This is a genomic window from Pseudomonas canadensis, from assembly GCF_000503215.1.
GTDB classification, from domain to species: domain Bacteria; phylum Pseudomonadota; class Gammaproteobacteria; order Pseudomonadales; family Pseudomonadaceae; genus Aquipseudomonas; species Aquipseudomonas canadensis.
Genome location: NZ_AYTD01000004.1, coordinates 130,012 through 154,334 on the forward strand (window position 1 = coordinate 130,012; position 24,323 = coordinate 154,334).

Annotated in this window: 21 protein-coding genes, 3 tRNA genes and 1 pseudogene; 17 read left to right on the plus strand and 8 right to left on the minus strand. The window is 61.9% G+C overall.

Translation table 11 applies throughout. The annotated features are described in order from the left end of the window. Positions 1-158 precede the first annotated feature (158 nt). The 3 genes from U367_RS0103345 to U367_RS0103355 are packed head-to-tail and all read right to left on the minus strand — an operon-like array spanning position 159 to position 5,108. Positions 159-2,060 carry an ATP-binding protein gene (locus U367_RS0103345; RefSeq protein WP_028615725.1) on the minus strand — a complete coding sequence of 634 codons (1,902 nt, stop codon included), beginning with the start codon at positions 2,058-2,060 and terminating at the stop codon, positions 159-161. Next, on the minus strand, positions 2,057-2,986 hold the full coding sequence (locus U367_RS0103350; protein WP_028615726.1) for an ABC transporter substrate-binding protein: 930 nt from the start codon (positions 2,984-2,986) through the stop codon (positions 2,057-2,059). The genes U367_RS0103345 and U367_RS0103350 overlap by 4 nt, the downstream gene beginning before the upstream one ends. A 1-nt stretch (position 2,987) precedes the next feature. Further along, on the minus strand, positions 2,988-5,108 hold the full coding sequence (locus tag U367_RS0103355) for a TonB-dependent receptor plug domain-containing protein (RefSeq protein ID WP_317135396.1): 2,121 nt from the start codon (positions 5,106-5,108) through the stop codon (positions 2,988-2,990). 195 nt (positions 5,109-5,303) lie between these two features. Here U367_RS0103355 and U367_RS0103360 point away from each other — a divergent pair, with 195 nt between their 5' ends. The 9 genes from U367_RS0103360 to U367_RS0103400 all read left to right on the plus strand — a co-directional run bounded on the left by U367_RS0103360 (position 5,304) and on the right by U367_RS0103400 (position 13,150). Next, positions 5,304-6,329: an NAD(P)H-dependent glycerol-3-phosphate dehydrogenase gene (locus tag U367_RS0103360; protein WP_028615728.1), complete on the plus strand. Its 1,026-nt coding sequence runs from the start codon at positions 5,304-5,306 to the stop codon at positions 6,327-6,329. A 10-nt stretch (positions 6,330-6,339) separates the two neighbouring features. Continuing rightward, positions 6,340-6,687 carry a DUF4389 domain-containing protein gene (locus U367_RS0103365; RefSeq protein ID WP_028615729.1) on the plus strand — a complete coding sequence of 116 codons (348 nt, stop codon included), beginning with the start codon at positions 6,340-6,342 and terminating at the stop codon, positions 6,685-6,687. Continuing rightward, entirely contained in the window at positions 6,684-7,133 is a 450-nt protein-coding gene (gene sixA / locus U367_RS0103370; RefSeq protein ID WP_028615730.1) for a phosphohistidine phosphatase SixA, read from the plus strand. The genes U367_RS0103365 and sixA overlap by 4 nt, the downstream gene beginning before the upstream one ends. A gap of 85 nt (positions 7,134-7,218) precedes the next feature. Then, positions 7,219-8,868 carry an AMP-binding protein gene (locus tag U367_RS0103375; protein ID WP_028615731.1) on the plus strand — a complete coding sequence of 550 codons (1,650 nt, stop codon included), beginning with the start codon at positions 7,219-7,221 and terminating at the stop codon, positions 8,866-8,868. A gap of 31 nt (positions 8,869-8,899) precedes the next feature. Then, a complete protein-coding gene (locus U367_RS0103380; RefSeq protein ID WP_028615732.1) occupies positions 8,900-9,343 on the plus strand; it encodes a hotdog fold thioesterase in 444 nt (147 codons plus the stop codon). Positions 9,344-9,440: 97 nt separating this feature from the next. Beyond that, entirely contained in the window at positions 9,441-10,244 is an 804-nt protein-coding gene (locus U367_RS0103385) for an alpha/beta fold hydrolase (RefSeq protein WP_028615733.1), read from the plus strand. Then, entirely contained in the window at positions 10,241-11,095 is an 855-nt protein-coding gene (locus tag U367_RS0103390; RefSeq protein WP_028615734.1) for an alpha/beta hydrolase, read from the plus strand. The genes U367_RS0103385 and U367_RS0103390 overlap by 4 nt, the downstream gene beginning before the upstream one ends. 102 nt (positions 11,096-11,197) lie before the next feature. Continuing rightward, complete coding sequence (locus U367_RS0103395; protein ID WP_028615735.1) at positions 11,198-12,016, plus strand: DUF4892 domain-containing protein; 819 nt, start codon at positions 11,198-11,200, stop codon at positions 12,014-12,016. Between the two features lie 72 nt (positions 12,017-12,088). Beyond that, positions 12,089-13,150, plus strand: coding sequence for an AI-2E family transporter (locus U367_RS0103400; protein ID WP_016979537.1), 1,062 nt, complete (start codon positions 12,089-12,091; stop codon positions 13,148-13,150). Here the strand turns inward: U367_RS0103400 and U367_RS0103405 are convergent. Both U367_RS0103405 and U367_RS0103410 read right to left on the minus strand, forming a co-directional pair. Further along, positions 13,147-14,181 carry a sensor histidine kinase gene (locus U367_RS0103405; RefSeq protein WP_028615736.1) on the minus strand — a complete coding sequence of 345 codons (1,035 nt, stop codon included), beginning with the start codon at positions 14,179-14,181 and terminating at the stop codon, positions 13,147-13,149. The two genes, U367_RS0103400 and U367_RS0103405, sit on opposite strands and share 4 nt — an antisense overlap. Next, a complete protein-coding gene (locus tag U367_RS0103410) occupies positions 14,181-14,945 on the minus strand; it encodes a response regulator (protein ID WP_032864128.1) in 765 nt (254 codons plus the stop codon). Before U367_RS0103410 ends, U367_RS0103405 begins: the two co-directional genes overlap by 1 nt. A gap of 260 nt (positions 14,946-15,205) precedes the next feature. On the opposite strand from U367_RS0103410, the gene pyrF reads away from it, so the two are divergent. Then, entirely contained in the window at positions 15,206-15,904 is a 699-nt protein-coding gene (pyrF, locus tag U367_RS0103415; protein WP_010211681.1) for an orotidine-5'-phosphate decarboxylase, read from the plus strand. A gap of 101 nt (positions 15,905-16,005) precedes the next feature. Here pyrF and U367_RS0103420 read toward each other — a convergent pair whose 3' ends face one another. Beyond that, positions 16,006-17,013 carry an NADP-dependent oxidoreductase gene (locus U367_RS0103420; RefSeq protein WP_028615738.1) on the minus strand — a complete coding sequence of 336 codons (1,008 nt, stop codon included), beginning with the start codon at positions 17,011-17,013 and terminating at the stop codon, positions 16,006-16,008. A 229-nt stretch (positions 17,014-17,242) separates the two neighbouring features. On the opposite strand from U367_RS0103420, the gene U367_RS0103425 reads away from it, so the two are divergent. The 4 genes and pseudogenes from U367_RS0103425 to U367_RS1000000132655 all read left to right on the plus strand — a co-directional run bounded on the left by U367_RS0103425 (position 17,243) and on the right by U367_RS1000000132655 (position 21,702). Then, positions 17,243-18,004: an SDR family oxidoreductase gene (locus U367_RS0103425; RefSeq protein ID WP_028615739.1), complete on the plus strand. Its 762-nt coding sequence runs from the start codon at positions 17,243-17,245 to the stop codon at positions 18,002-18,004. 203 nt (positions 18,005-18,207) lie between these two features. Further along, positions 18,208-19,620: an aminotransferase-like domain-containing protein gene (locus U367_RS0103430; RefSeq protein WP_028615740.1), complete on the plus strand. Its 1,413-nt coding sequence runs from the start codon at positions 18,208-18,210 to the stop codon at positions 19,618-19,620. 1,023 nt (positions 19,621-20,643) lie between these two features. Beyond that, a pseudogene (locus U367_RS1000000132650) lies at positions 20,644-20,844 on the plus strand (HAMP domain-containing protein); the annotation flags it as partial. 15 nt (positions 20,845-20,859) lie between these two features. Further along, positions 20,860-21,702 carry a methyl-accepting chemotaxis protein gene (locus U367_RS1000000132655; RefSeq protein ID WP_372514802.1) on the plus strand — a complete coding sequence of 281 codons (843 nt, stop codon included), beginning with the start codon at positions 20,860-20,862 and terminating at the stop codon, positions 21,700-21,702. A gap of 36 nt (positions 21,703-21,738) precedes the next feature. Here U367_RS1000000132655 and U367_RS0103440 read toward each other — a convergent pair whose 3' ends face one another. Both U367_RS0103440 and U367_RS0103445 read right to left on the minus strand, forming a co-directional pair. After that, positions 21,739-22,551 (minus strand): alpha/beta fold hydrolase, encoded by an 813-nt coding sequence (locus U367_RS0103440; protein ID WP_028615742.1) that lies wholly within the window; start codon positions 22,549-22,551, stop codon positions 21,739-21,741. A 274-nt stretch (positions 22,552-22,825) separates the two neighbouring features. Then, entirely contained in the window at positions 22,826-23,596 is a 771-nt protein-coding gene (locus U367_RS0103445) for a hypothetical protein (protein ID WP_028615743.1), read from the minus strand. Positions 23,597-23,958: 362 nt separating this feature from the next. Between U367_RS0103445 and U367_RS0103450 the strand changes: the two genes are divergently transcribed. The 3 genes from U367_RS0103450 (at position 23,959) to U367_RS0103460 (ending at position 24,294) form a co-directional block, all read left to right on the plus strand. Further along, positions 23,959-24,034 (plus strand) — tRNA-Glu (locus U367_RS0103450). 4 nt (positions 24,035-24,038) lie between these two features. Then, positions 24,039-24,114 (plus strand) — tRNA-Gly (locus tag U367_RS0103455). A 104-nt stretch (positions 24,115-24,218) separates the two neighbouring features. Then, positions 24,219-24,294: transfer RNA gene (locus tag U367_RS0103460), tRNA-Glu, on the plus strand. Positions 24,295-24,323 lie beyond the last annotated feature (29 nt).

Sequence of the window (24,323 nt, forward strand, 5' to 3'; positions counted from 1 at the left end):
AGACTATTGCGTTGTAGTGAAAGTCACAGCGGCAAGGCACTGAATGTACACTTGTTCACTGAAATTTTAAACCGGGCCTGTTTATGGGCCCGTTCGGGTGCCTAAGACTGCCGCACTTTCGCCTTTCACGCCAGTCGGAGTTGGCTGATGGCGCGGCGCTATTGCACCCAACGCTGCAGGATTTGCTGCAAATCCGTGCGTTTGAACGGCTTGGCCAGGTAATCGTTCATTCCCGCTGCCAGGCAGGCTTCACGGTCGCCCTGTAAAGCGTTGGCGGTCAGGGCGATGATCGGCAGATCGGCACAGCCCGGTAACTGACGGATTTGCCGGGTGGCTTCATAGCCGTCGATGACCGGCAGCCGACAATCCATCAGGATTGCGGTGAAAATCAGGCTCTCGGCGCTGCGGATCGCTTCGGCGCCGTCGGTGGCCAGGCTCACTTCGAAGCCCAGGCTGCGCAGCATGGCCTCAACCACCGTGCGGTTGACCGGGTTGTCTTCCACCAGCAGCACGTGACGACCATCACCCGCGCCGGCTTTGCCGTCGGCGTCGCTGGCAATCGGCGGCACGCTGTGCTGGTCGATGGCCAGGGGAATTTCCAGGGTAAACACCGAGCCGCGGCCTTCTTCGCTTTGGGCACGCAGGGTGCCGCCCATGCGTTCGGCCAGGGTGCGTGCGATGGGCAGGCCCAGGCCGGTGCCGCCGTAACGTCTTGAAATGGAACTGTCAGCCTGCTGGAACGCGTCGAACATCGCCTCCAGGCGTTCGGCGGAAATGCCTATGCCGCTGTCACGCACGGTGCACGTGAACCACACCAGTTCATGGTCGAGGGTCTGCCAGTGGGGCTCGACACTGACGCTGCCGTGCTCGGTGAACTTCAAGGCGTTGCCGATCAGGTTCACCAGGATCTGGCGGATCCGCGTCGGGTCTCCCTGCACCTGCAAGGCGTCCATCCCCAGCGGGATCGCCAGTTTCAGCGCCAGCCCACGTTGCTGGGCGCTGTGCTGGAAGGCCTGCGCGCAACTGTTGATCAGGTCCGCCAGGTTGAACGGAATATGCTCCAGTTCCAGGGCGGCGCGTTCGATACGCGAGAAGTCGAGGATATCGTTGATCACCTTGAGCAAATGCTCGGTGGACTCCGAAGCCAGTGCCGCGTACTCGGTCTGCTCCTCGGTCATCTCCGTGGTTTCCAGCAACTGCAACATGCCCAGCACGCCATTCATGGGCGTGCGCAGTTCATGGCTCATCATCGCCAGGAACTCCGACTTGGCGTTGTTAGCGCGCTCAGCTTCTTCGCGGGTCTGGATCAACTGGGCCATGGCCTGCTGTTGTTCGCGACTGGCCTGGTTGAGGCCTTCGGCAAGGTTGTTGATATGCCGCGACAGGTCGCCCAGCTCCGAGTCATCCACAATCGGCAGCGGCGTCTGGTAGTCGCCTTGCTGGATCGCCTTCACCGCATGGCCCATGGCGCTGATCGGCTGGGACAGGCTGGCGGCCAGGCGCCGCGCGAGCAGGAAGGTAAACAGCAGGGCAAACAGCGCGAGGATGCCGGCCTTGAACAGGATCTCCTGCTGGCGCTGGCTGAACGCGTCGTTGGACATGCCGACGATCACCCGGCCCAGGTAATCGGCGCGCGGTGCCTTGGATTCGTTGAGGTTGTCCTGGAAGAAATCGTTACCCAGTTGAATGTGTTGCAGACGAATCGGTGCCTGGAACACTTTCACCGACAGTGAGCGGTCGTGCTTCTCCGACGGTTGCTCGACATACACCAGGATATTCTCGCTGCTGTCCTGGATCTCCAGGAAGCGCACGTGCGGCGTGGCCAGCGTCGCGCGCAACAGGCTGTCGAGCACGTCATTGTTGCCGGAAATCACCCCGTATTCGGTGGCCGGCGCCAGTTGGTTGGCGATCAGTTGGCCGGTGTGGTCCAGTTCTTGGCGCAAATCCTGGATACGCACAAAGGTGAAGAAGCTGATCAACAGCAACGTCAGCAACAGCGCCGGGCCCAGGGTAATGAGCTGGGTACGGGTGTTGATGTCCCAACGACGACGCAAGGTCATGGGCGTTTTTCTCCTTCGGCCAATCGGGTGGCGACGCTGGCTTCGTCCACCTGTTCGATCCCCAGTGAGCGCGCGACTTGCGGGTTGCCCACGACTTTGAAGCGATCCGGGTACAGCGAGCGCGGCCAGTTGGCCGGCGAATGGTCGAGTAGACGGTCAAGCACGGCCAGCCAGTCAGCCTGGTCGCTGTAGGTGCTGGCCAGGCTGCCGGCTCGTACGAAGCCCGCGTTCGGGCCTATCAGCGGCAATTGCTGGGCGTAACTGCTCAGCAACAGGTTCTTCGCGGTTTTCGGGTTGTACAACTGCGGGTCGTCGAGGCCGAGCAGCACATCACTGTTGCGGAACAGGATTTGGAGCGGTCGACTGTCATTAATGTTGTCCCAGAGCTGGGGCACGATCTCCAGGCCTAGCGAGGTGGAGTGCTGTTTCAGCTCGGGCAGCAGGAATTCGCTGTCGGCGCCATAAAGCACGCCGATACGCCGCGCCTGCGGCAGGATGCCCGCGATCAGGCGCAATTGGCGATCCAGCGGCGGGTCGCTCCACAGCAGGCTAATGCGTGGGTGCGGCATGCTGCCCAGGCGCTGATGGGCTTGCAGGCGGCTGATGCGCAGCACCAGGGTCGGTGGGCCCTGAGGCTCTTGCAGGCGCCAGTCGAGGCCGGGCAGGTCCAGCAGGATCAAGCGCGTGGTTGCCGGCAGGCGGCCGGGTGCCGGCAAGTCTTTGAGGGCTGTAAAGGTGACACGGTCTTCGGGGCGTTGCTGTGCCAGGGCCTGGGCAAAGGCTTGCACACCGGCGCCGTCTTCAGCGGCGGTCAGCAGGATATCGGCACTCCACGCCGGCGCGGCCAGCAGCAGGCAGGCGAGCAGCACGGCACGCCGCCAAAGCCGAGTGATCAACACGCCAGTCATCCGTGACGAGTCGCCCATGTCAGAACTCTAGCTCGGCACTGAAGTAGAGCACGTGGCGATGGTCATAATTGTTGTCGGCCCAGGTGGTGGGCTGGTTGTCGAGGCGTTCTTGCAACATGCCGGCCAGCTCCACGTTGGCTTTGCCCAGGGCAATGCGCTTGGCGACCCGCAGGTCGACCCGTTCGAAGCGATATTGGTTGAGTGCGTCATCGCCATAGTAGAACAGCGCGCTGGACCAACCCTGGCCCCACTCACGCAACCAGCCGGCGGAGCCACTGTTGCGCGCGGTCTGGGCTTTGTCCAGCGGGTTGCTGGTGCTGGCGTCGACGTAAGCATAGGTGAGCCGCAGGCGGTCGGCGTTGCTCACACGCCAGTCGAATTGGGACTCTGCGCCGGTAAACCGGGCGCTGTTGGCGTTGCTGGCAATGTACTGGTTATTGCGCAGCGGCGAGCTGATCATGTCGGTGATCTCGTCGTAGAACAGTTTCACGTCCATGTTCAGCCCGATGTCGGCAAAGAAGCCGTTGTACCCCAGTTCCCGTGACTTCATCATCTCTTTATCGAGGTTACCTGGGCCCCGGGTCTTTACGAAGTATTGCCCGGTGGTCTGCCCGTAGGCCGGGGAGCTGAGGTTGGTGACGCGGTAGCTCCAGTTGACGTTGTTCTCGAACATGTCCGGCGAGCGGATCGCCTCGGAGTACACCGCACGCAGGCCGTGGCGCGGGTTGATCAGGTAGTTGACCGCCACCCGTGGCGTCAGCGAGTTGCCGCTCAGGTGAGTGTCTTCATACATGGCGCCGCCTTGCAGCAGCCAATGCTCGCTGGCGCGCCATTCCAACTGGCCGAACAGGCGCCAGGTGGTGTCGTCCAACGTGCCGTTGAAGTAAGTGTCGGAGTCGGCGCGGTCATAGCGGTAGTTCATGCCGCTGACCAGGCGCAGGCTGTCGGACAGGCTGAGGGTGTCTTGAATCTCCAGGTCGTAGCGGCTTTCGCGGGTGCTCTGGTCGATGTCGCCGCACACGCTTTGACTGGCACCGTCGCGCCACTGTTGCAGCACTTGGTTGGCCAACGCCTGCTCGGCTGCGCTGCCCGGTGGTGCGCTGCCCTGGCTGTAGGTGTCCATGTGCCGGGCCAGCAGTTCGGCGTAGTTGGGATTCATCTGCCACAACTGGGTCAGCTCGGGGCTGAACGAGACCTTGGCGTCACACGCCTTCCAGATTTGCTGGCGGTCCCACTGCTGGGCGGAGCCCTGGATATACAGACTGTGATCCGGGTTGAAGTCGAAGTTCCAGCGCAGGGAGCCGGCATAATCCTTGGCGGTGACGTCGGAATTGTTACCGCCCTCGGTAATCCCGGCGAAGACCGGGCTGTAGGTATACGGTCGCTGGTTTGTGCCTTCTTTCGCATCCAGTTGCAAGTCGATGCTTTGCTGCGTGTTCAGCGTCTGGCTGATCGCCAGGCTGAAGCGGCTGAGGCGGCGGCTGTCACGACGGTCGGCCCCGGATGCATCGCTGTCGAAACCGTCGTCTTGCTGCCCGGACAGGGACAGGCGCAAGTCACCGGTTTCCCAGCCTGCGCCCTGGCTGGCATAGAAATCATTGATGCCGCGTTCGCCACGCACCACTTTTACCCGCGTGCCGTGGCTGTTGGCCGGCGAGCGCGTAAGAATGTTCACCACCGCCATCAAGGCATTGGCGCCGTAGCTGACGGTATTGGGGCCACGGAATACTTCGATGCGCTCGATATCCTCCATGGCCACCGGAATGTCGCTCCAGTCCACGGTGGCCAGGCCCGCGCGGTACACCGAGCGGCCGTCGATCAACACCTGCATGCGCCGCGCATCGCTGGCACTGGTGCCGTGGTAGTTCACCGCCGCCTGATTGCCGCTGGTGTAGCCGACCATCATCCCCGGCACAAGGCGCAGCAACTCACTGATATCCCGCGCGCCACTGGCTTTGATCAGCTCGCTGTCGATCACGGTCATGCTGCCGGGCACGGCGGCGGCCGATTGCTTGAGGCGCGTGGCCGTCAATACCTGGGGCAGCGGCTGGCTGTCGAGGAACAGGTCGTCGGCCATGGCAGGCGTGCAGCACAACAGCATCAGCCACAGAGATGAACGGGGAGGAGGGCCCAAATACACGGCACGGCCTTGATAATTGCGGATAGCCGCCCATGTTAACTGAGGTGGGGCCTTTTGCCAGTCGCCGGACTTGCAATTACTCCATGTAAATGTGGCATTTTCCGACAAACGCGCGAATTGATACGGGGGCTGGCCGCCAGCGGGTCGGCCCGTATAATGCCGCCATCGCCACTGGTATGGATTAACGGATTGCATATGACTGAACAGCGCCCTATTGCGGTCCTGGGAGGCGGAAGTTTTGGTACCGCCGTGGCAAACCTGCTGGCCGAGAACGGCCACGCTGTGCGCCAGTGGATGCGCGACCCCGAACAGGCCGAGGCCATTCGGGTGCACCGGGAAAATCCGCGTTACCTCAAAGGCATCAAGATTCATCCGGCGGTCGAGCCGGTCACCGACCTGCTCGAAACCCTCACGGCGTGCGACCTGTGCTTCGTCGCGCTGCCCTCCAGCGCCTTGCGCTCGGTGCTGGCGCCCCACGCCGAGCGTCTGGCCGGCAAGTTGCTGGTCAGCCTGACCAAGGGCATCGAGGCACAGACCTTCAAGTTGATGAGCGAAATCCTCGAGGAAATCGCTCCCCAAGCGCGCATTGGCGTGCTGTCCGGGCCGAACCTGGCACGGGAAGTGGCCGAACACGCGTTGACCGCCACCGTAGTCGCCAGTGAAGACGAAGAACTCTGCGAACGTGTCCAGGCCGTGTTGCATGGGCGCACTTTCCGCGTCTATGCCAGCAGCGACCGTTTTGGCGTCGAGCTCGGCGGTGCACTGAAAAACGTCTACGCGATCATCGCCGGCATGGCCGTCGCGCTGGGCATGGGCGAAAACACCAAGAGCATGTTGATCACCCGCGCCCTGGCCGAGATGACCCGCTTTGCGGTGAACCAGGGCGCCAACCCAATGACCTTCCTGGGTCTGGCAGGCGTGGGCGACTTGATCGTCACCTGCTCCTCACCGAAAAGCCGCAACTACCAGGTGGGTTTCGCCCTTGGCCAGGGCCTGAGCCTGGAAGACGCGGTCACGCGCCTGGGCGAAGTCGCCGAAGGGGTCAACACGCTCAAGGTGCTCAAGGCCAAGGCCCAGGAAGTCGGTGTGTATATGCCGCTGGTCGCCGGGTTGCACGCGATCCTGTTTGAAGGGCGCACCTTGGACCAGGTCATCGAGTTGCTGATGCGTGCCGAGCCGAAAACCGATGTCGACTTTATTTCCACCAGTGGTTTCAACTGAGGAACGCGTCATGAACGATCCGAAAGCAGCTCCCAAGTACGAATCCATTGGCCTGCGCATTCTGTGGATGCTGGTGTTTGCCCTGGTGTGGCAAGTGGCGCAGTTCCTGCTCGGCGCGCTGGTGGTGGTGCAGTTGATCTACCGCCTGGTCTACGGCGCCCCGAACCTGGGCCTGATGAACTTTGGCGACAGCCTCAGCCAGTTCCTGGCGCAGATCGGCCGCTTCGGCAGCTTCCACACCGACCAGAAGCCGTGGCCGTTCGCCGACTGGCCGACCCCGCGCGCACCCGAGGGCGAAGCCGCCCACAGCGTGCCGCCGGCGCCACACCCGGTGCGCGATGAAGAGCCGAAACTGTGAAGCTGTGGATCCTGCGCCACGGTGAGGCCGAAGGGCATGCGCGCACCGATGCCGAGCGCAACCTCACCGAGCATGGCCGCGCCGAAGTGTTGCGCAGTGCTGCGCAACTGATCGGCCAGCCCCTCAGCGCGATCATTGCCAGCCCCTATGTGCGGGCGCAGCAGACCGCGCAGCTGGTGCGTGAGGCCTTGGGCTTTGAGCCTGAGATTCGCACAGTGCCGTGGCTGACGCCCGAGGGTAATCCGTCGCAGGTGCTGGAAAAGCTCGACACTGATGACAATGTGCTGCTGGTCAGCCATCAACCGTTGGTGGGCAGCCTGATCAGCTTTCTGCAGCACGGCCACCAGCGCCAGCCGCAGCCGATGCACACCGCCAGCCTGGCGGAACTGGAAGGGGATTTCCCGCTGGCGGGGCTGATGAGCCTGGTCAGTGTGAAGAACCCGTAGGCTTTATCGCGGCTTTGTGTGTGCTATATAGTCAACCAAGCAAGTGCTTGGTTGGCTATCGTCGGACCACAAAGGAGCGCGTCCCATGCCCGTCGCTTTTCGTTTGCCGTTGCAGGTCTTCTTCGAACGTGAAGCGCGACATCCGCGCCAAACCTTTCTGGTGCAGCCGGTCGGTGGTGGCGACGTGCAAAGCCTCACCTGGGACGACGTCGGCCACCAGGCCCGCTGCGCCGCGCACTGGCTGCGCGCCCGGGAGTTGCCTCCCCGCTCGCACATTGCGCTGATTTCGAAAAACTGCGCCCACTGGATCATTGCCGACCTGGCGATCTGGATGGCCGGGCATGTCTCGGTGCCGCTGTATCCCAATCTCACCGCTGATTCTGTCGCCCATGTGCTGACCCATTCCGAGGCGGCGCTGGTGATTATCGGCAAGCTTGATGATTGGCCAGCCATGGCGCCCGGCGTGCCTGCGGATGTGCCGACCATCAGCCTGCCGTTGTGCCCAGCGGGCGAATTCGATTTCAGTTGGGCCGATCTGCAAGCCTGCTCGCCGATCCAGGATGAGCCGGCACCTGCGGCCTCGGACCTGGCCACCATCATTTATACCTCCGGCACTACTGGCCTGCCGAAGGGCGTGATGCACACCTTCGGCGCGTTGGGGTTTGCCGCCACCCGTGGTACGGAGTTGTTTGGCTTGGGTGAGGGCGACCGGTTGTTGTCCTACCTGCCGCTGTGCCATGTGGCGGAGCGGATGTTTGTCGAGATGGCCTCGATCTATACCGGGCAAACCGTGTTTTTCGCCGAAAGCCTGGAGACGTTTCTGACGGACCTGCGTAGGGCACGTCCGACCGCACTGTTTGGCGTGCCGCGTATCTGGACCAAATTCCAGATGGGCGTCTACGCCAAGATTCCCGCAAAGCGCCTGGACACCTTGTTGCGCCTGCCCTTCATCGGTAAGCGTGTGGGCCACAAGGTACTCGCCGGCTTGGGCCTGGACGCGTTGCGTATCGCGCTTTCGGGAGCGGCGCCTGTGCCTGAGGCGTTGCTGCGCTGGTATCAACGCCTGGGCCTGGATGTGCTTGAGGTGTATGGCATGACCGAGAGTTGCGGCTACTCCCATGTCTGCCGCCCCGGCCAGCAGACCCTCGGTTGGATCGGCTTGCCGTGCCCCGGGGTGGAAGTGCGTATCGACCCGACAGGCGAAGTCCAGGTCCGCAGCGGCGCGACCATGCTCGGCTACTACAAGGACCCGCAGAAAACCGCCGAAACCATCACCGCCGAGGGTTTCCTGCGCACGGGCGACAAAGGCGAGCAGGACGCCGAGGGGCGTTTGCGCCTGACCGGACGGCTCAAGGAAATCTTCAAGACCAGCAAAGGCAAATACGTGGCGCCGGCGCCGATTGAAAACCGCTTGGCCGAGCATCCGCGTATCGAGCAGGTGTGCGTGGTGGGTGATGGATTGATCGCGCCGATAGGCTTGTGCGTGTTATCGGCAGTGAGTGAGGACTTGCCAACCCTGCGTGCCAGCCTGGAGCGCTGGCTGGAACAGGTCAACCGGGCGCTGGATAAGCATGAGCGCCTACGCCAATTGGTGGTGGTCAAAGACAGTTGGGCGGTAGAGAACGGCTTCCTGACGCCGACCTTGAAGATCAAGCGCAACGTGATCGAATCGAGTTACGGCGAATATTTCCAGACATGGAGCGAGCGTTCCGAAACCGTTCTGTGGCAGGATTAGGGCCGTAATAAAACCAATAAGGACACTCTCCATGAGCCTGTGGCGCACCCAACCGAATATCGAGCAACTCAACGCAATCCAGAAAAACACCATCGGTGAACTGCTGGACATCCGTTTTGAAAGCTTCGACGACGAATCCCTGACCGCGAGCATGGTGGTCGACCATCGCACCCATCAGCCCTACGGCTTGCTGCATGGCGGCGCTTCGGTGGTGTTGGCCGAGAGCGTCGGCTCCATGGCGGCCTATCTGTGTATCGACCCGAGCAAGTTTTATTGCGTGGGCCTGGAGGTCAACGCCAACCACCTGCGCGGTGTGCGCAGCGGGCGGGTGACAGCGGTGGCCAAGGCCGTCCATATTGGCCGCACTACCCAGGTCTGGGACATCCGCCTGACCAACGATGAGGGCAAGGCCAGTTGCGTGTCGCGCCTGACCATGGCTGTGGTGCCGCTGGGCGAGAACCCGCCGGCACGATAGGTGTGGCGTGAGTGTCATCATTCCTGGCAGTTACAGTCATTGCTGTGCCGGCCGGGCATGGTGACAATCAATCTCTGTTTTTGTAGATGGATCCGGTATGTCGCAGCACGTGTTTTTTGCCCACGCCAATGGTTTCCCCTCGGCCACCTACGGCAAGTTGTTCGCCGCCCTGGCTCCGGAGTACGCGGTGGCTCATCTGCCACAGCACGGTCACGACCCCCGGTTTCCGGTGGACGATAACTGGCAGAACCTGGTGGACGAGCTGATCCACCACCTGGAGCAGCAACCGGAACCGGTGTGGGGCGTGGGCCATTCTCTCGGCGGCGTGTTGCACCTGCACGCGGCCATGCGCTGCCCGCAGTTGTACCGTGGCGTGGTCATGCTGGACTCGCCAGTGCTGACCCGCGCCGACCGTTGGGTGATTCGCGCGGCCAAACGCTTCGGGTTTATCGACCGGCTGACCCCGGCCGGGCGCACCTTGGGCCGTCGGGAAGAATTCAGCGACCTGGACGCCGCGCGCAGCTATTTCTCCGGCAAAACCCTGTTCCGTGGCTTTGACCCCGAATGCTTTGACGCCTACCTGCAACACGGCCTGCTGCAAGTGGGTGATCGCCTGCGGCTGCGTTTCGATCCGGCCACCGAAATCAGCATCTACCGTGGCGTGCCCCACACCAGCCCCGGCCAAGTGCGCCAGTTGAAGGTGCCACTGGCGGTGGTGCGCGGCCGGCAGAGCAGGGTGGTGATGCGTCACCACGCCAGCGGCGTCGGGCGCCTGCCCATGGGCGAAATGCTCACCATGCCCGGCGGCCACATGTTTCCTCTTGAACGGCCCCAAGACACCGCGACGCTGATCAAGAACCTGTTCTCCCGCTGGGAAGCCCGCGAGCGCAACTGCGCATGAGCACCCCGGTTGAAGAGGTGCGCCTGAGCCTGCCCCATATCGAACTGGCGGCCCATTTATTCGGGCCCGAGGACGGTTTGCCGGTGATCGCCCTTCATGGCTGGCTGGACAACGCCAACAGCTTTGCGCGGCTGGCGCCAAAACTTCAGGGGTTGCGCATCGTTGCGCTGGATATGGCTGGGCACGGGCATTCGGCGCATCGTCCTACCGGTGCCGGTTATGCCTTGTGGGATTACGTCTTTGACGTGCTGCAAGTCGCTGAACAACTGGGTTGGAAACGTTTTGCATTACTTGGCCATTCCCTCGGTGCCATCGTGTCCTTGGTGTTGGCCGGCGCGTTGCCGGAGCGTGTGACGCACCTGGGATTGATCGACGGTGTGATCCCGCCGACCGCCAGCGGTGAGAATGCCGCCGAGCGGCTGGGCATGGCCTTGCAGGCGCAATTGAACCTGCAGGACAAGCGCAAGCCGGTCTACAGCACCCTGGATCGCGCGGTCGAGGCACGCATGAAAGGCGTGGTGGCTGTCAGTCGCGAAGCCGCCGAACTGCTGGCGCAGCGCGGTTTGATGCCGGTGCCGGGTGGTTACACTTGGCGTAGCGACAGCCGTTTGACCCTGGCCTCACCGGTTCGCCTGACTGAGGAACAGGCGATGGCTTTCGTGCGACGCGTGAGTTGCCCTACCCAGTTGGTGGTCGCTGCCGACGGCATGCTGGCGAAACATTCCGAATTGCTTTCCCTGTTACCCTTTACCGTAACCACGCTGCCAGGCGGCCACCATTTACACCTGAATGATGAGTCCGGCGCGGTCCTTGTTGCAGACTGTTTCAATCGGTTCTTCTCCGCGCCTTGACTTGGGGCGGTCAACTGCCGAGGCTGGGCGGATTGAAAGGGAGTCAACCATGAACAAACTCAACACCGCTGCGACCTCCGATGGCCAGGGCTCGTTGATCTTATGAGCGTGCGTAAAGGATGTATCCGTATCCTGGGCTTGAGCCTTTTGAGCCCACTGGTATTCGCCGCCGACGTACCGGGCAGCCAGGACTTGCCCACCGTGGCCCGTCAGGTCGACTCGCAAATCGTCGACTACCGTCCCGCCGAAGAAAAAGAACGTATCTACCCCATGGGTGCGATCCGCAAGATCAGCGGCCAACTGCGTTATGAAGGCCAGGCCATCGCCCGCGGCCAGACCACCGCCGTCACCTATGAACTGCCCGCCGAACACAGCTCCAACGCCGCGTTCAAGGCCACGCGTGAAGCCTTGCAGGAGAAGGGCGCGCAGTTGTTGTTCTGGTGCCAGGCACGGGATTGCGGTGAAAGCAGCCTGTGGGCCAATGAAGTGTTCGGCAACGCCAAGCTGGTCGGCGCCGACGGCCAGCAGGAATACCTGCTGCTGCGCCTCGCGGCGCCGCAGGAAAACTCCCTGGTGGCGCTGTACGGCATCACCCGTGGCAACCGCCGCGCCTATTTGCATGTGGAGCAATTGGATGCCAACGCGCCGCTGGCCGACCTGCTACCCACCTCGGCAACCCTGCTGCGTGAATTGAAAAGCACCGGCGAACTGGATTTTCCCGCCCTGGGTGGCGAGCCTGACGACACCTGGCTGACCCTGATTTCTCGTGGCCTGAACCTGGATGCCACGTTGCGCGTCAGCCTGACCGGCCCGACCGCCGAAGCCTGGCGCCAGGCGCTGGTCGACAAAGGCGTGCGCGCCGCACGCATGGAAACCGGCACGGGTGACGCCAAGGGCCTGCACCTGCATCTGATACGCTAGGCGTAACAGGGCGAACGGACCCGCGCCGTTCGCCTAAGCTGTCTTCCTACAGTCTTCCTTTCGAGATCCTACATGCTCAATAACGATCGCCTACTGGTGCAAATCCTGCTGCTGGTGCTGTTCGGTGCCAGCTTCTGGGTGATGGCGCCGTTCTGGTCGGCGCTGTTCTGGGGTGCGGTGCTGGCGTTTGCCAGTTGGCCGCTGATGGTCCTGCTGACCCGCTGGCTGGGTGGCCGGGAATCCTTGGCTGCCGGCATCCTGACGTTGGGTTGGATGCTGCTGGTGGCGCTGCCGCTGGTGTGGCTGGGCTTCAACCTTGCGGACCATGTGCGCGATGCAACCGCATTGATCAAGGATATCCAGGTCGACGGCTTGCCGGAAGCGCCTACCTGGCTCGGCTCGATCCCCTTTGTCGGCGAGCGGCTGGTGGGCATGTGGGACAGCATTGATCAGCAGGGGGCAGCGTTGATGGTCAGCATCAAGCCGTACCTGGGGCAGGTCGGCAATTGGTTGCTGGCGCGCAGTGCGCAAATCGGTGGGGGGATTCTGGAACTGACCCTGAGCCTGGTATTCGTGTTCTTTTTCTATCGGGACGGGCCGCGCCTGGCGATGTTCGTGCACCGTCTGCTGGAACGCTTGATCGGCGATCGCGCCGGCTACTACATCGAACTGGTGGCCGGCACGGTGCAACGGGTGGTCAATGGCGTGATCGGCACCGCCGCCGCGCAAGCCCTGCTGGCGTTGATCGGCTTCTGGATCGCCGGCGTGCCGGGTGCGTTGGTGCTGGGCATCGTCACCTTCCTGCTCAGCCTGATCCCTATGGGCCCGCCGCTGGTGTGGATCCCGGCCACGGCCTGGCTGGCCTGGAAGGGCGACTACACCTACGCGGTGTTCCTCGGCGTATGGGGCACGTTCATCATCAGCGGCGTGGACAACGTGCTCAAGCCCTACCTGATCAGCCGTGGCGGCAACCTGCCGCTGGTGATCGTGCTGCTTGGGGTGTTTGGCGGCTTGATCGCCTTTGGGTTCATCGGCCTGTTTATCGGCCCGACCCTGCTGGCGGTGGCCTACAGCCTGTTGATGGATTGGAGCGCGACCCAGGCCCAGGGGCGACGGGAAGACAAACCGCTTTAAGCCCTGGGCAACCACATCACGGCGGTCAAGCCACCGCCGGGGGTTTCTTCCAGGTGCAGCCGACCCCCGAGGCGTTCGGCCGCTTCCTTGGAAATCGTCATGCCCAGGCCGACCCCGCCAGAGTTGCGATTGCGTGAGCCTTCCAGCCGATAGAACGGCTCGAACACCGCCTCACGCTTGTCGGCGGCGATGCCGGGGCCGTGGTCGATCACGCGGATCACCAAGGCCTCGCGGCTGTCCGTCAGCTCGATGCGCGCCGTACCGGCATAGCGCAGGGCATTGTCGATCAGGTTGTTGAGGCACGAACGTAAGGCCATCGGCTGCACCTGCAGCGGCGCGCAGGTGCCGGCGAATTGTACGTCGGAGCCTTGGTCCTGGGCGTTTTCGCTCATGGACTCGACCAACGCTTGCACGTCCAGCCAGTGTCGGGTTTCGCTGGTGCGTTGTTCGTGCAGGTAGCTCAGGGTGGCGTCGAGCATGCCGATCATGTCGTCCAGGTCCTGGCGCATCTGGCTTTGCAACCGGGTGTCTTCGATCTGTTCCAGGCGCAGTTTCAAGCGTGACAGCGGCGTGCGCAGGTCATGGGAGACCGCGCCGAGCATGCGCGCGCGTTGGCTGACCTGTTCGCGGATGCGCCGTTGCATCAGGTTGAAGGTCGACGCGGCTTGCTGTGCTTCACGCGGTCCCGACTCGTCGAGGGGCGGGCTGTCGAGGTCCAGGCTCAAGCGCTCGGCGGCTTCGCTCAGGCGCTGAATCGGCCGGCTCAGCAGCTTGGCGCCGTACCAGGCGGCGATGATCAACGAGATGAACTGGAACGTCAGCGGCACCACCGGGCCGCCAAACCACGGTCGCTTGTGCTTGGGCAGGGGCTTCATCGTGCCGTCAGGCTGTTCGACAAAGGTTTCCTGTGGCGGCGGCGGGGGCGGGCCGTAATAGCGAAACCAGGAGATCGCCAGCACGTGGGCCAGCACAATCGCCACCAGCAACACGCCAAACAGTCGACCGAACAGCGTGTTGAAGGCGTTGCGCATCAACCGATATCCCGCGCATCGAACAGGTAGCCTTCGCCGCGCACGGTCTTGATCAGTTGCGGGGCCTTGGGGTCGTCCCCGAGTTTTTGCCGCAGGCGCGACACCAGCAAGTCGATGCTGCGATCAAAGGCTTCAATGGAGCGGCCACGGGCGGCATCCAACAATTGTTCGCGGCTCAACACCCGGCGCGGGCGCTCGATGAAGACCCACAGTAGGCGGAATTCCGCGTTGGACAGCGGCACCACCAGGCCATCGTCGGCCACCAGTTGGCGCAATACGCTGTTGAGACGCCAATTGTCGAAGCGGATGTTGGCGCGCTGTTCGGTGCGGTCATCGCGCACACGGCGCAGGATGGTCTGGATCCGCGCTACCAGCTCACGCGGCTCGAACGGCTTGGACATATAGTCGTCGGCGCCCAGTTCCAGGCCGATGATGCGGTCCGTCGGCTCGCAGCGGGCGGTGAGCATCAGGATCGGAATGTCCGACTCCGCGCGCAGCCAGCGGCACAGCGAAAGGCCGTCTTCACCGGGCAGCATCAGGTCGAGCACCACCACATCGAAGGTTTCAGCCTGCATGGCCTGGCGCATGGCGGTGCCGTCGGTGACGCCATGCGCCAGGATGCCAAAACGGGCGAGGTAGTCGATCAGCAGTTCGCGGATCGGTACATCGTCGTCAACGATCAGCGCGCGGGTGTTCCAGCGCTTGTCATCGGCGATCACTGTGCCTTTTTGCTCGTCGTTCACAGAGACGGAAGGGGTCTGCATAATGCGATCATCTGCCTGGTCGTTGCGGTCAGCATAGGCGTCCAGCCCCATGGCTGGAAGTGCTGGTCGGTGGGTCGTGCGAGCGAGGCTAGCGGTGGGGCGTGTTGGGGGCATGTCGTGAATGTATCAGCTTTGAAATAATTGCCCGTAAATGCCTGCCCGATAGCGCTTGGTCAGTATTTACCGATCATCGGATCCCGCAACGCCGCCGCTTGCGCTACAATCCGCGCCGATTTCGACTTGCCTGAGAGCCCATTCCAATGTCCGTCTGCCAGACTCCTATCATCGTCGCCCTGGATTACCCCACTCGTGACGCCGCACTGAAGCTGGCTGACCAGTTGGACCCGAAGCTTTGCCGGGTCAAGGTCGGCAAGGAACTGTTCACCAGTTGCGCCGCAGAAATCGTCGGCACCCTGCGTGATAAAGGTTTCGAGGTGTTCCTCGACCTGAAATTCCACGATATCCCGAACACCACCGCCATGGCGGTCAAGGCCGCTGCCGAAATGGGCGTGTGGATGGTCAACGTGCACTGCTCCGGTGGCCTGCGCATGATGAGCGCGTGCCGTGAGGTGCTGGAACAGCGCAGCGGTCCCAAGCCTTTGTTGATCGGCGTGACTGTGCTCACCAGCATGGAACGTGAAGACCTGGCCGGCATCGGTTTGGACATCGAGCCTCAGGAGCAGGTGCTGCGACTGGCGGCCCTGGCGCAGAAAGCCGGTCTCGACGGCCTGGTGTGCTCGGCGCTGGAAGCCCAGGCCTTGAAAACCGCGCACCCGTCGCTGCAACTGGTGACCCCGGGGATTCGTCCGGCGGGCAGTGCCCAGGATGACCAGCGCCGTATCCTGACGCCGCGACAGGCGCTGGACGCGGGTTCCGATTACCTGGTGATTGGCCGTCCGATCAGCCAGGCGGCCGATCCGGCCAAAGCGTTGGCGGCAGTCGTTGCCGAGATCGCCTGAACAACACCCCCTGTAGGAGCCGGCGTGCCGGCGATAGCGGCCTTGAGATCAATGCTCAAGGGCCTCATCGCCGGCAAGCCGGCTCCTACATAAGCTGGGGGTCAGTTGACCTTCAGCACCAACTTGCCGAAATTCTCGCCGTTGAACAGCTTCATCAACGTCTCTGGGAACGTCTCCAGCCCCTCCACGATATCTTCTTTGCTCTTGAGTTTGCCTTGGGCCATCCAGCCGGCCATTTCCTGCCCGGCAGCGGCGAAGCCTGCGGCGTGGTCCATCACTACGAACCCTTCCATGCGCGCGCGATTGACCAGCAGTGACAAGTAGTTGGCCGGACCTTTCACGGCTTCCTTGTTGTTGTACTGGCTGATGGCGCCACAGATGACCACGCGGGCCTTCAGTGCCAGGCGGCTGAGGACGGCGTCGAGAATATCGCCGCCGACGTTATCGAAATACACGTCCACGCCCTTGGGGCACTCGCGCTTGAGGGCAGCGGGCACGTCTTCGCTTTTGTAGTCGATGGCGGCGTCGAAGCCCAATTCATCTATCAGGAACTTGCACTTGTCGGCGCCGCCGGCAATGCCCACCACGCGGCAACCCTTGAGCTTGGCGATCTGCCCGGCAATGCTGCCCACGGCGCCCGCCGCGCCGGAGATCACCACGGTTTCGCCGGCCTTGGGCGCACCCGTTTCCAGCAGCGCAAAGTAGGCGGTCATGCCGGTCATGCCCAGCGCGGACAGATAGCGCGGCAAAGGCGCCAGTTTCGGATCAACCTTGTAGAAGCCACGTGGCTCGCCCAGGAAATAATCCTGCACGCCAAGGGCGCCGTTGACGTAGTCGCCGACAGAGAATTTCGGGTTGTTTGACGCAATCACCTCTCCCACACCCAGTGCGCGCATTACCTCACCGATGCCGACAGGCGGAATGTAGGACTTGCCTTCATTCATCCAGCCGCGCATGGCTGGGTCGAGGGACAGGTATTCGTTGCGCACCAGCACCTGGCCCTCCTGGGGCGTGCCCACCGGGACTTCCTGATAAGTGAAGGTGTCCCGGGTGGCTGCGCCGACCGGGCGCTTGGCGAGCAGGAACTGGCGGTTGGTCTGGGCGGTCATGGCAGCGACTCTTCTGGAAATGAACCTGAAGTGATAGACCTTCAACGGGTAGGGAGCAAGGTTCACCGAGAGCGCGAATGCCGGTCGATAGGTGGTGTTGATAGTTGACCTATGTCTCTTATCACTGCGATCCATGCAGCGCCAACCGGCGGTTTGATAGTGCTGACGCGTCCAAGGCGACGTTGGCTAGACTCGACCCACGGCTATTTTCTCCCACAGGACATCTTCTATGAGCATGACGTTTTCCGGCCAGGTCGCCCTGGTGACCGGCGCCGCTGCCGGTATTGGCCGCGCCACCGCGTTGGCGTTCGCCGCCGAAGGCTTGAAGGTCGTGGTTGCCGACTTGGACGCGGTGGGCGGCGAAGGCACCGTCGCCCTGATCCACCAGGCGGGTGGCGAAGCGCTGTTTGTGCGTTGCAACGTCACGCTGGAGGCGCAAGTGCAGCAATTGATGGCCCAGACCATCGCCGCCTATGGTCGCCTGGACTATGCATTTAATAACGCCGGGATCGAGATCGAAAAGGGCAAGCTGGCCGATGGCAGCCTGGATGAGTTCGACGCAATCATGGGCGTTAACGTCAAAGGCGTGTGGTTGTGCATGAAGCACCAGTTGCCGCTGTTGTTGGCCCAGGGCGGCGGCGCCATTGTCAACACCGCCTCGGTCGCGGGCCTGGGGGCTGCGCCGAAGATGAGCATTTATGCGGCCTCCAAACATGCGGTGATCGGCCTGACCAAATCGGCGGCCATCGAGTATGCGAAGAAGAAAATCCGCGTCAACGCAGTCTGCCCGGCGGTGATCGATACCGATATGTTCCGGCGCGCCTATGAGGCCGACCCACGCAAGGCTGAATTTGCCGCCGCCATGCACCCGGTCGGGCGCATCGGCAAGGTCGAGGAAATCGCCAGCGCGGTCCTATACCTGTGCAGTGATGGCGCCGCATTTACCACAGGCCAAGCTTTGGCGGTGGACGGTGGTGCGACCGCTATCTAGGACCTCACGCCGCCCTTCATTCGAAAAGGTTTGGGGGGGTGTGGGGCGTTTCCATAGCTGGCACCGTGCCCTGTCAGAATGTGTATCAATAGGTAAATAATTCAATAAAATCAATACTTTAATAAGACTTGGCGCGCGGTCGAAATGCGCTTCTGTGCTTAACTGTTCTGGGTTGAATATCAGTCAGTTGAAGTGAGTGGCGCATGGATTTAGGGATCGATCGACAAGCCCTTGTACCGGTGGTGCAGCAAATTATCAGCGCTGTGGCGCAATGGATTCGCATGAGTGGGGTGAGCCCCGGCACACGCTTACCGTCCGTTCGACAGGTGGCCCTCGATAACCTGCTCAGCCAATCCAGCGTGATCGAGGCGTTCGAGCGGATGGTCGCCCAGGGATTGCTGGTTTCCAAGCACGGTTCGGGTTTCAGCGTGGCCCAGCCGTCAACGTTGTATGAGGGCCAGTGGTATGAAGGCGCGGAGCGGGAGTGGGGCGCCTTCGTCGATAGTCCGCTGGGCGAGTTGAAGCTGGGCTGCGGTTGGTTGCCCGATGCCTGGCGTGAAAGCGATGACATCAGTTACGCGATTCGTGAAGTCACTCGAACCGACACCGCCGGCCTGTTCAATTACAGCACGCCATTGGGGTTGCCGGCGCTGCGCGAGCAAGTGTTCAAGCGTCTGAGTCGAATCCACATTGCCGCCCACCAGGACCGTATCCTCATCACAGCGGGCGCGAGCCATGCCCAGGACCTGCTGATACGCACGTTGCTCAAGGCCGGCGACTGCGTGGTGGTCGAAACACCCGGGTACGGCAACCTCTATTGGCAATTAGGCTTCCACGGCGTGCAATTGCTGCAAGTGCCGCGAACGCCTGGTGGCCCTGACATTCCGGCGCTGGAAGCGCTGCTGCAGCAGCATCGGCCCAAGTGCCTATTCGTCAACAGCCTGTATCACAATCCCACCGGCTCCAGCTTGAGTCGTACCGTGGGCGAGCGTTTGCTGGCGCTGGCGCAGCGCGACAACTTCCTGATCATCGAAGAGGATGTCCTCGGCGACCTGCAGCACCCCAGTTGTACGCGCCTTTCGGCGTTACCCCATGATGATCGGGTGATCTACGTCGCCAGCTTTTCCAAGACCTTGAGCAGTGCCTTGCGCGTGGGTTACCTGAGTGCCAGCGCCGCGATCATCGCGCAGTTGGCCAGCCTCAAGACCCTGACCGGTTTTGGCACCTCACGCTTCGCCGAATCGGTGGTGGCCACGCTGCTGGCTAATGGCACTTATCGCAAATGGGTACAGCGCTTGCGCAAGCGGCTGAATACGCAAATGACGGCTACGCTGCAGGTGCTGGAGGACGAGGAGTGGGAGGTGTTCGCCGCACCTGCTGGCGGCATGTTTTTGTGGGCGCGACCAAGGGCAGGCGATCCATCGCGGTTGCAGGCATGTGCCCGCAGGCTCGGGGTTTTGTTGTCGTCGGGAGCGCTATTCAGTCCAACCAGCGAGCCCAGTGAGTGGTTGCGCATCAACGTGGCCTATGCCGATGATCAACGGGCCTTGGCGTTGTTCCGCGCCATGGGGCCCGCCAGATCGACCTCGACCATTCTGAAAACGACGGGCGTGTAGCTTTTTGCCATTATTGTGGCGCCAACGACTTGTGTTCAGTGCCTTGTGGTTGCGAATCTCGCCTGTGTAAACCGGGCTTGATGGCAACCGCCATTGCAAGAGGATTCAAGTGCAATGATTTCGGCCGTGCAACGACAATTCGCCAACCTCGGTATGGCGAAAAAACTGGGCTTGGGTTTCACCCTGGTATTGCTGCTGACGGCCTTGGTCGCGGCGATCGGTGTGTGGTCCCTGCAAACCGTTGGCCAGCGTTTCGAAGGGCTCAAGGCCATGTCGTCGCTTAACAGCGGCTTGCTCAAGGTGCGCCTGATCGAGCAGGACTACGCGTTGCATGCCGACCCCAAGGCCGTTGACGCCCTGCACGAAAGCGTCGATGCCCTGGCGGCTCTCGCGACCAGTCTCAAGTCCCAGTCGGCGGCCAACGTGCCGGTGATGACCGATGTCGAACAGGCCTTGGAGGCCTACCGCAAGGCGTTCGATGAGTTTGTCGAATTGACCCAGACCAAAGACCTGGCGTTGGAAATGGCCAGTTGGTCGGTGTCCAGTGTGGCCAATAACCTCGACGTGTTGCAGGCCGGGCTGGCGGACGACGGTGCCTATGGCTTGAAGGAAAGCCAGGGCAAGGAAGGCGCTGAGTTTATCGAGCAGGCGGGGCAGGTCAGCCAGGTGTCGCGCCTGATGCTGCAAGCAATGAATGAAGCCCATGTGCGGCTCGACCAGAGCCGCAAGGCCGATCAAGACGACGCAGAGCAGGGCAAGATCGAGCAGGCTGACCAGGCTCTTGCCCAGGTCGAGCAACTGAAGACCTCAGTCAAGGACTCCGGCTACCAGACCGTGCTCAATGAAGTTTCCGGGCATATCGCCGCGTTCAGTGAAAAACTCGGCGAGTACACCGGGCTGCTGGCCCAGGAAAAGGTGGTCTACAAGCAGCTGCATGATAGGGCGGAACAGGTCGTCAGCCGGGTCAACCAGGCCTACGACGCCGAAGACCAGTCGATGCAGGCGCAGTTGAAGAAAAGCGCAATGCTGATCATCGGCTCTTCGGCCTTGGCGTTGTTGGTGGGTTTGATTGCGGCCTGGGTGATCACCCGCTTGATCGTCGCGCCGCTGCGCAGCGTGATTGCCGTGGCCCAGCAGATTGCCGCCGGCGATTTGAGCGGGCGCATGGAGGTCAGCCGTCGTGATGAAATCGGCCAGTTGATGCAGGCGATGCAACAGATGGGTAATGGCCTGAGCCAAATGGTCAGAGGCCTGCAAGCCGGTATCGAGCAACTGGCCAGTTCGGCGCATTCATTGTCCAGTGTCACCGAGCAGACCAACGTCGAGGTCAGCAGCCAGAAAGAAGAAACCGAACAGGTCGCCACGGCGATGAACCAGATGACTGCCACCGTGCACGACGTGGCTCGCAACGCCGAAGAGGCCGCGCAAGCCGCACAGACGGCAGATGATAAAGTCGACAGCGGCCAACAGGTGGTGCGCCAGAGTTTGCAGCGCATTGAATTGCTGGCCACATCCAGCACCTCTGCCAGCGCCAGCATCGAGAGCCTGAGCGCTGAAATTCAAAATATCGGCACCGTGTTGAGTGTGATCAAAAGCGTGGCCGAACAGACCAACCTGCTGGCCCTTAACGCCGCCATCGAAGCCGCCCGCGCCGGCGAGCAGGGCCGAGGTTTTGCGGTGGTCGCCGATGAAGTACGGGCCTTGGCCAAGCGTACCCAGCAATCCACCGAGGAGATCGAACGACTGGTCAGCACCTTGCGCAGCGCTGCGCAATCATCTGTGCAGCAGATCCAGCAAAGCGGGGAGTTGGTGAAGCTGGCGGTAAGCGATGCCCTGGAAACCGAAAGTGCCTTGGGCAGCATCGCAGTGGCAGTGTCGCTGATCCAGCAGATGAACCAGCAGATTGCCGCGGCGGCCGAGGAGCAAAGTTCGGTGGCCGAAGAGATCAATCGCAGCGTCACCAGCATCCGCGCCAGTGCCGATCAGTCGGCGCTGAGCATGCAAGGCAACGCCGCGTCGAGCATTCAACTGGCGCAGTTAGGCGCGGAACTCAAGGGCATGGTGGGGCACTTCCGCCTGTGATCGCCGCGCGTTGGCAACGACCACAGGGGAGGGTGGTCAGGCGTTGTTGGCGAGGAAGGTCAGCAGGGCTTCGTTGACGAAGTCCGGGTTTTCCCTGGCGCTGATATGGCCGGCTTCGGGAATCAGGATCAGGCTGCAACCGATCAGGCCCGCCATCTCCTTGGACTCGGCGGGAGGGCGCGGTTTGTCCTGCTCGCCGCACATCAGCAACGTGGTGTCGGCGTCCAGTCGCGGCAGTTGCTTCAGTACGTTTTCGCGACTGAAGATCAATCGACCCAAGGGCACGATGCTCTGCAACAGACGTTCTTTCGAGTAACCCTGCAGTTGCCGGCGGAAATCCTGGTACAGCGCTGATTCGCGGTCGATACCCGGACGGAAGAAGATCGGCGCGACCACATCCAGCAACGGCTCGGGGATGGCACCGGCGTCTTCAATCATCTTGAACAGCGAGAAGTAATACTGGCGCGTGGCCTCGGGCTCGGCGCCCAGGTAGGTGTCCATCAGCACCAAGCTGTTGATCCGCTCGGGCGCCAGCAGTGCCAGGCGTGCGCCCCACATCCCGCCGACCGAGAGCCCCACCAGGTTGATCGCTGGGATATCCAGCTGGTCGAGCAGGGCCAGGGCTTGGCGCGCGAGGTCGTCCAGGGAATGGGTTTGCGCGGGCAATGCACCGGATTCACCATGGCCCCACAGCTCGGGCACGATCACACGGTATTGTTGCGACAGCGCTTCGATCTGCGGCGCCCACATGTCGGCGTCCCACAGGTAGCTTGAGCCCAGCAGTACGACCGGGCCGGTGCCCTGGTCCAAGTAGTGCAGCGGTTGTCCATCAATGACGGCGACAGGCATAACAGGCCTCTGACTTCACGGAGTAAGGGGCACTTTTTTACGCTAGTCGGGGGCGGGGGGATAGATGCAAAGTGATGGCATCTTGTGAAGCGGTAGGTTGTTTGTACAGACCTGGTCTTGTAGTGAGCGGGCTTGCCCCGCACTGGGCTGCGTAGCAGCCCCAATAAAAACCCCTCGTTCTGGCAGACAGATCGGGGGGTTAGGTTTTAGGGCCGCTGCGCAGCCCAGCGCGGAGCAAGCCCGCTCACCACAGGCCCGCCCAACTACCGCGCAATCAGTCGTAGATGACTTTCTTCTTCCACTCGGCGTCGGCATCCACCACTTTGAGGCCTTCGGTCAGTTCGTTGACCTCGTCTTCGGCGGGCTTGCTGTTGGTCAGCACCGTGGAGTTGGCGCGGGCAAGCTGGGCTTCCAGTTGTTGCAGCTGTGCGCTGTAGATCACTGGCTCCGGCTGTTTACGCAGGTATTGCACGCCACGCTCGAACGCCAGGCGTGCCTGGCCCGGCTGGCCTTGTTGCAAGGCGTGCTGGCCGAGGTTGTTGAAGAACTCGATGTGCAGCAACACCAGGATATGGCGGATTTCCCGGATCCAGTGCTTGGCCTCGTTGGCCGGCAGGAAACCGTCCTGGGCGGCGCGTGTGACCTGGCCGTGCAGGGCTTCGAGCAGGAAGCGCACATCCTTTGCCTTGGCTTCGGTCTGGATCGGCGCGGGCGGATTGTTCACCGGGATCGATTCGCCTTGGGCCACCAGCGTATTCAGCTCGGCGATGCGAGCCTTGAGCGGTGCGCTGCCTTTGTTGAGGTTCAACAGGCGCTGGTTGACGTTGAGTTCCAGGCGGGTCATCAACAGTTTGAGCGCCGGGGTCATCAACTGGCCGGGGAAGGTCTCGGTGATTTCACCGCAGCGACGCAGGCGATCGTTAAGCTCGATCTCGGTGCGCTTCTTTTCCAGCTTGTTGTTTTCCACCACGTGGTTCATGTAGCCAATGGCGATCAGTATTACGATCCCGGCTATTACCAGCAGGGTGATCATGAGTGGTGTCACCGGTGTGACCTCTTTATAGGGTTTACAGTGGAGTGTAGTGACTGGGCCATCCGGCGGATAGGACTGATCGACCAGTTGCCCGGGTAGTTTGCTTCTATATATAGATAGGCGCTCCCTGCATGGATGCACATTGCCATCATTTGCTGGAGCGAACTATAGCGTCTTGTCGGGCGCCAGAATATAGGCGTCAAAGCCCGGACACGCACAATTCGCCTTCAGGCCCTGAAAGCAGGTCGAAGTCATTGATTTTAATAAATTTATCCTTGGGGGTTGACGACCTTTCAATCCATCCATAGAATGCGCGCCACTTAACGCGTAAAGCACACAGCGAAACGCAGCTAAGTAGTGAATGTTGTACGTGTGTCCCCTTCGTCTAGTGGCCTAGGACACCGCCCTTTCACGGCGGTAACAGGGGTTCGAGTCCCCTAGGGGACGCCAATATGCGGGAATAGCTCAGTTGGTAGAGCACGACCTTGCCAAGGTCGGGGTCGCGAGTTCGAGTCTCGTTTCCCGCTCCAAGTTTAAGCAGTGTGGCTCTCGGGCGGCACTGAGTGAAACCAGGGCATGATCTTCGGATCTAACCTCTGGACACTGAAATACACACCATGTGTTTCAGTTGTGTGTCCCCTTCGTCTAGTGGCCTAGGACACCGCCCTTTCACGGCGGTAACAGGGGTTCGAGTCCCCTAGGGGACGCCATTTGCGGGAATAGCTCAGTTGGTAGAGCA

Excerpts from the sequence above, each read along its gene's own strand:
- U367_RS0103345 (WP_028615725.1), bottom strand. The coding sequence starts at position 2,060 with ATGACCTTGCGTCGTCGTTGGGACATCAACACCCGTACCCAGCTCATT.
- U367_RS0103350 (WP_028615726.1), bottom strand. The coding sequence starts at position 2,986 with ATGGGCGACTCGTCACGGATGACTGGCGTGTTGATCACTCGGCTTTGG.
- U367_RS0103360 (WP_028615728.1), top strand. The coding sequence starts at position 5,304 with ATGACTGAACAGCGCCCTATTGCGGTCCTGGGAGGCGGAAGTTTTGGT.
- U367_RS0103365 (WP_028615729.1), top strand. The coding sequence starts at position 6,340 with ATGAACGATCCGAAAGCAGCTCCCAAGTACGAATCCATTGGCCTGCGC.
- U367_RS0103375 (WP_028615731.1), top strand. The coding sequence starts at position 7,219 with ATGCCCGTCGCTTTTCGTTTGCCGTTGCAGGTCTTCTTCGAACGTGAA.
- U367_RS0103380 (WP_028615732.1), top strand. The coding sequence starts at position 8,900 with ATGAGCCTGTGGCGCACCCAACCGAATATCGAGCAACTCAACGCAATC.
- U367_RS0103385 (WP_028615733.1), top strand. The coding sequence starts at position 9,441 with ATGTCGCAGCACGTGTTTTTTGCCCACGCCAATGGTTTCCCCTCGGCC.
- U367_RS0103390 (WP_028615734.1), top strand. The coding sequence starts at position 10,241 with ATGAGCACCCCGGTTGAAGAGGTGCGCCTGAGCCTGCCCCATATCGAA.
- U367_RS0103395 (WP_028615735.1), top strand. The coding sequence starts at position 11,198 with ATGAGCGTGCGTAAAGGATGTATCCGTATCCTGGGCTTGAGCCTTTTG.
- U367_RS0103400 (WP_016979537.1), top strand. The coding sequence starts at position 12,089 with ATGCTCAATAACGATCGCCTACTGGTGCAAATCCTGCTGCTGGTGCTG.
- U367_RS0103405 (WP_028615736.1), bottom strand. The coding sequence starts at position 14,181 with ATGCGCAACGCCTTCAACACGCTGTTCGGTCGACTGTTTGGCGTGTTG.
- U367_RS0103410 (WP_032864128.1), bottom strand. The coding sequence starts at position 14,945 with ATGCAGACCCCTTCCGTCTCTGTGAACGACGAGCAAAAAGGCACAGTG.
- pyrF (WP_010211681.1), top strand. The coding sequence starts at position 15,206 with ATGTCCGTCTGCCAGACTCCTATCATCGTCGCCCTGGATTACCCCACT.
- U367_RS0103420 (WP_028615738.1), bottom strand. The coding sequence starts at position 17,013 with ATGACCGCCCAGACCAACCGCCAGTTCCTGCTCGCCAAGCGCCCGGTC.
- U367_RS0103425 (WP_028615739.1), top strand. The coding sequence starts at position 17,243 with ATGAGCATGACGTTTTCCGGCCAGGTCGCCCTGGTGACCGGCGCCGCT.
- U367_RS0103430 (WP_028615740.1), top strand. The coding sequence starts at position 18,208 with ATGGATTTAGGGATCGATCGACAAGCCCTTGTACCGGTGGTGCAGCAA.
- U367_RS1000000132655 (WP_372514802.1), top strand. The coding sequence starts at position 20,860 with ATGGTCAGAGGCCTGCAAGCCGGTATCGAGCAACTGGCCAGTTCGGCG.
- U367_RS0103440 (WP_028615742.1), bottom strand. The coding sequence starts at position 22,551 with ATGCCTGTCGCCGTCATTGATGGACAACCGCTGCACTACTTGGACCAG.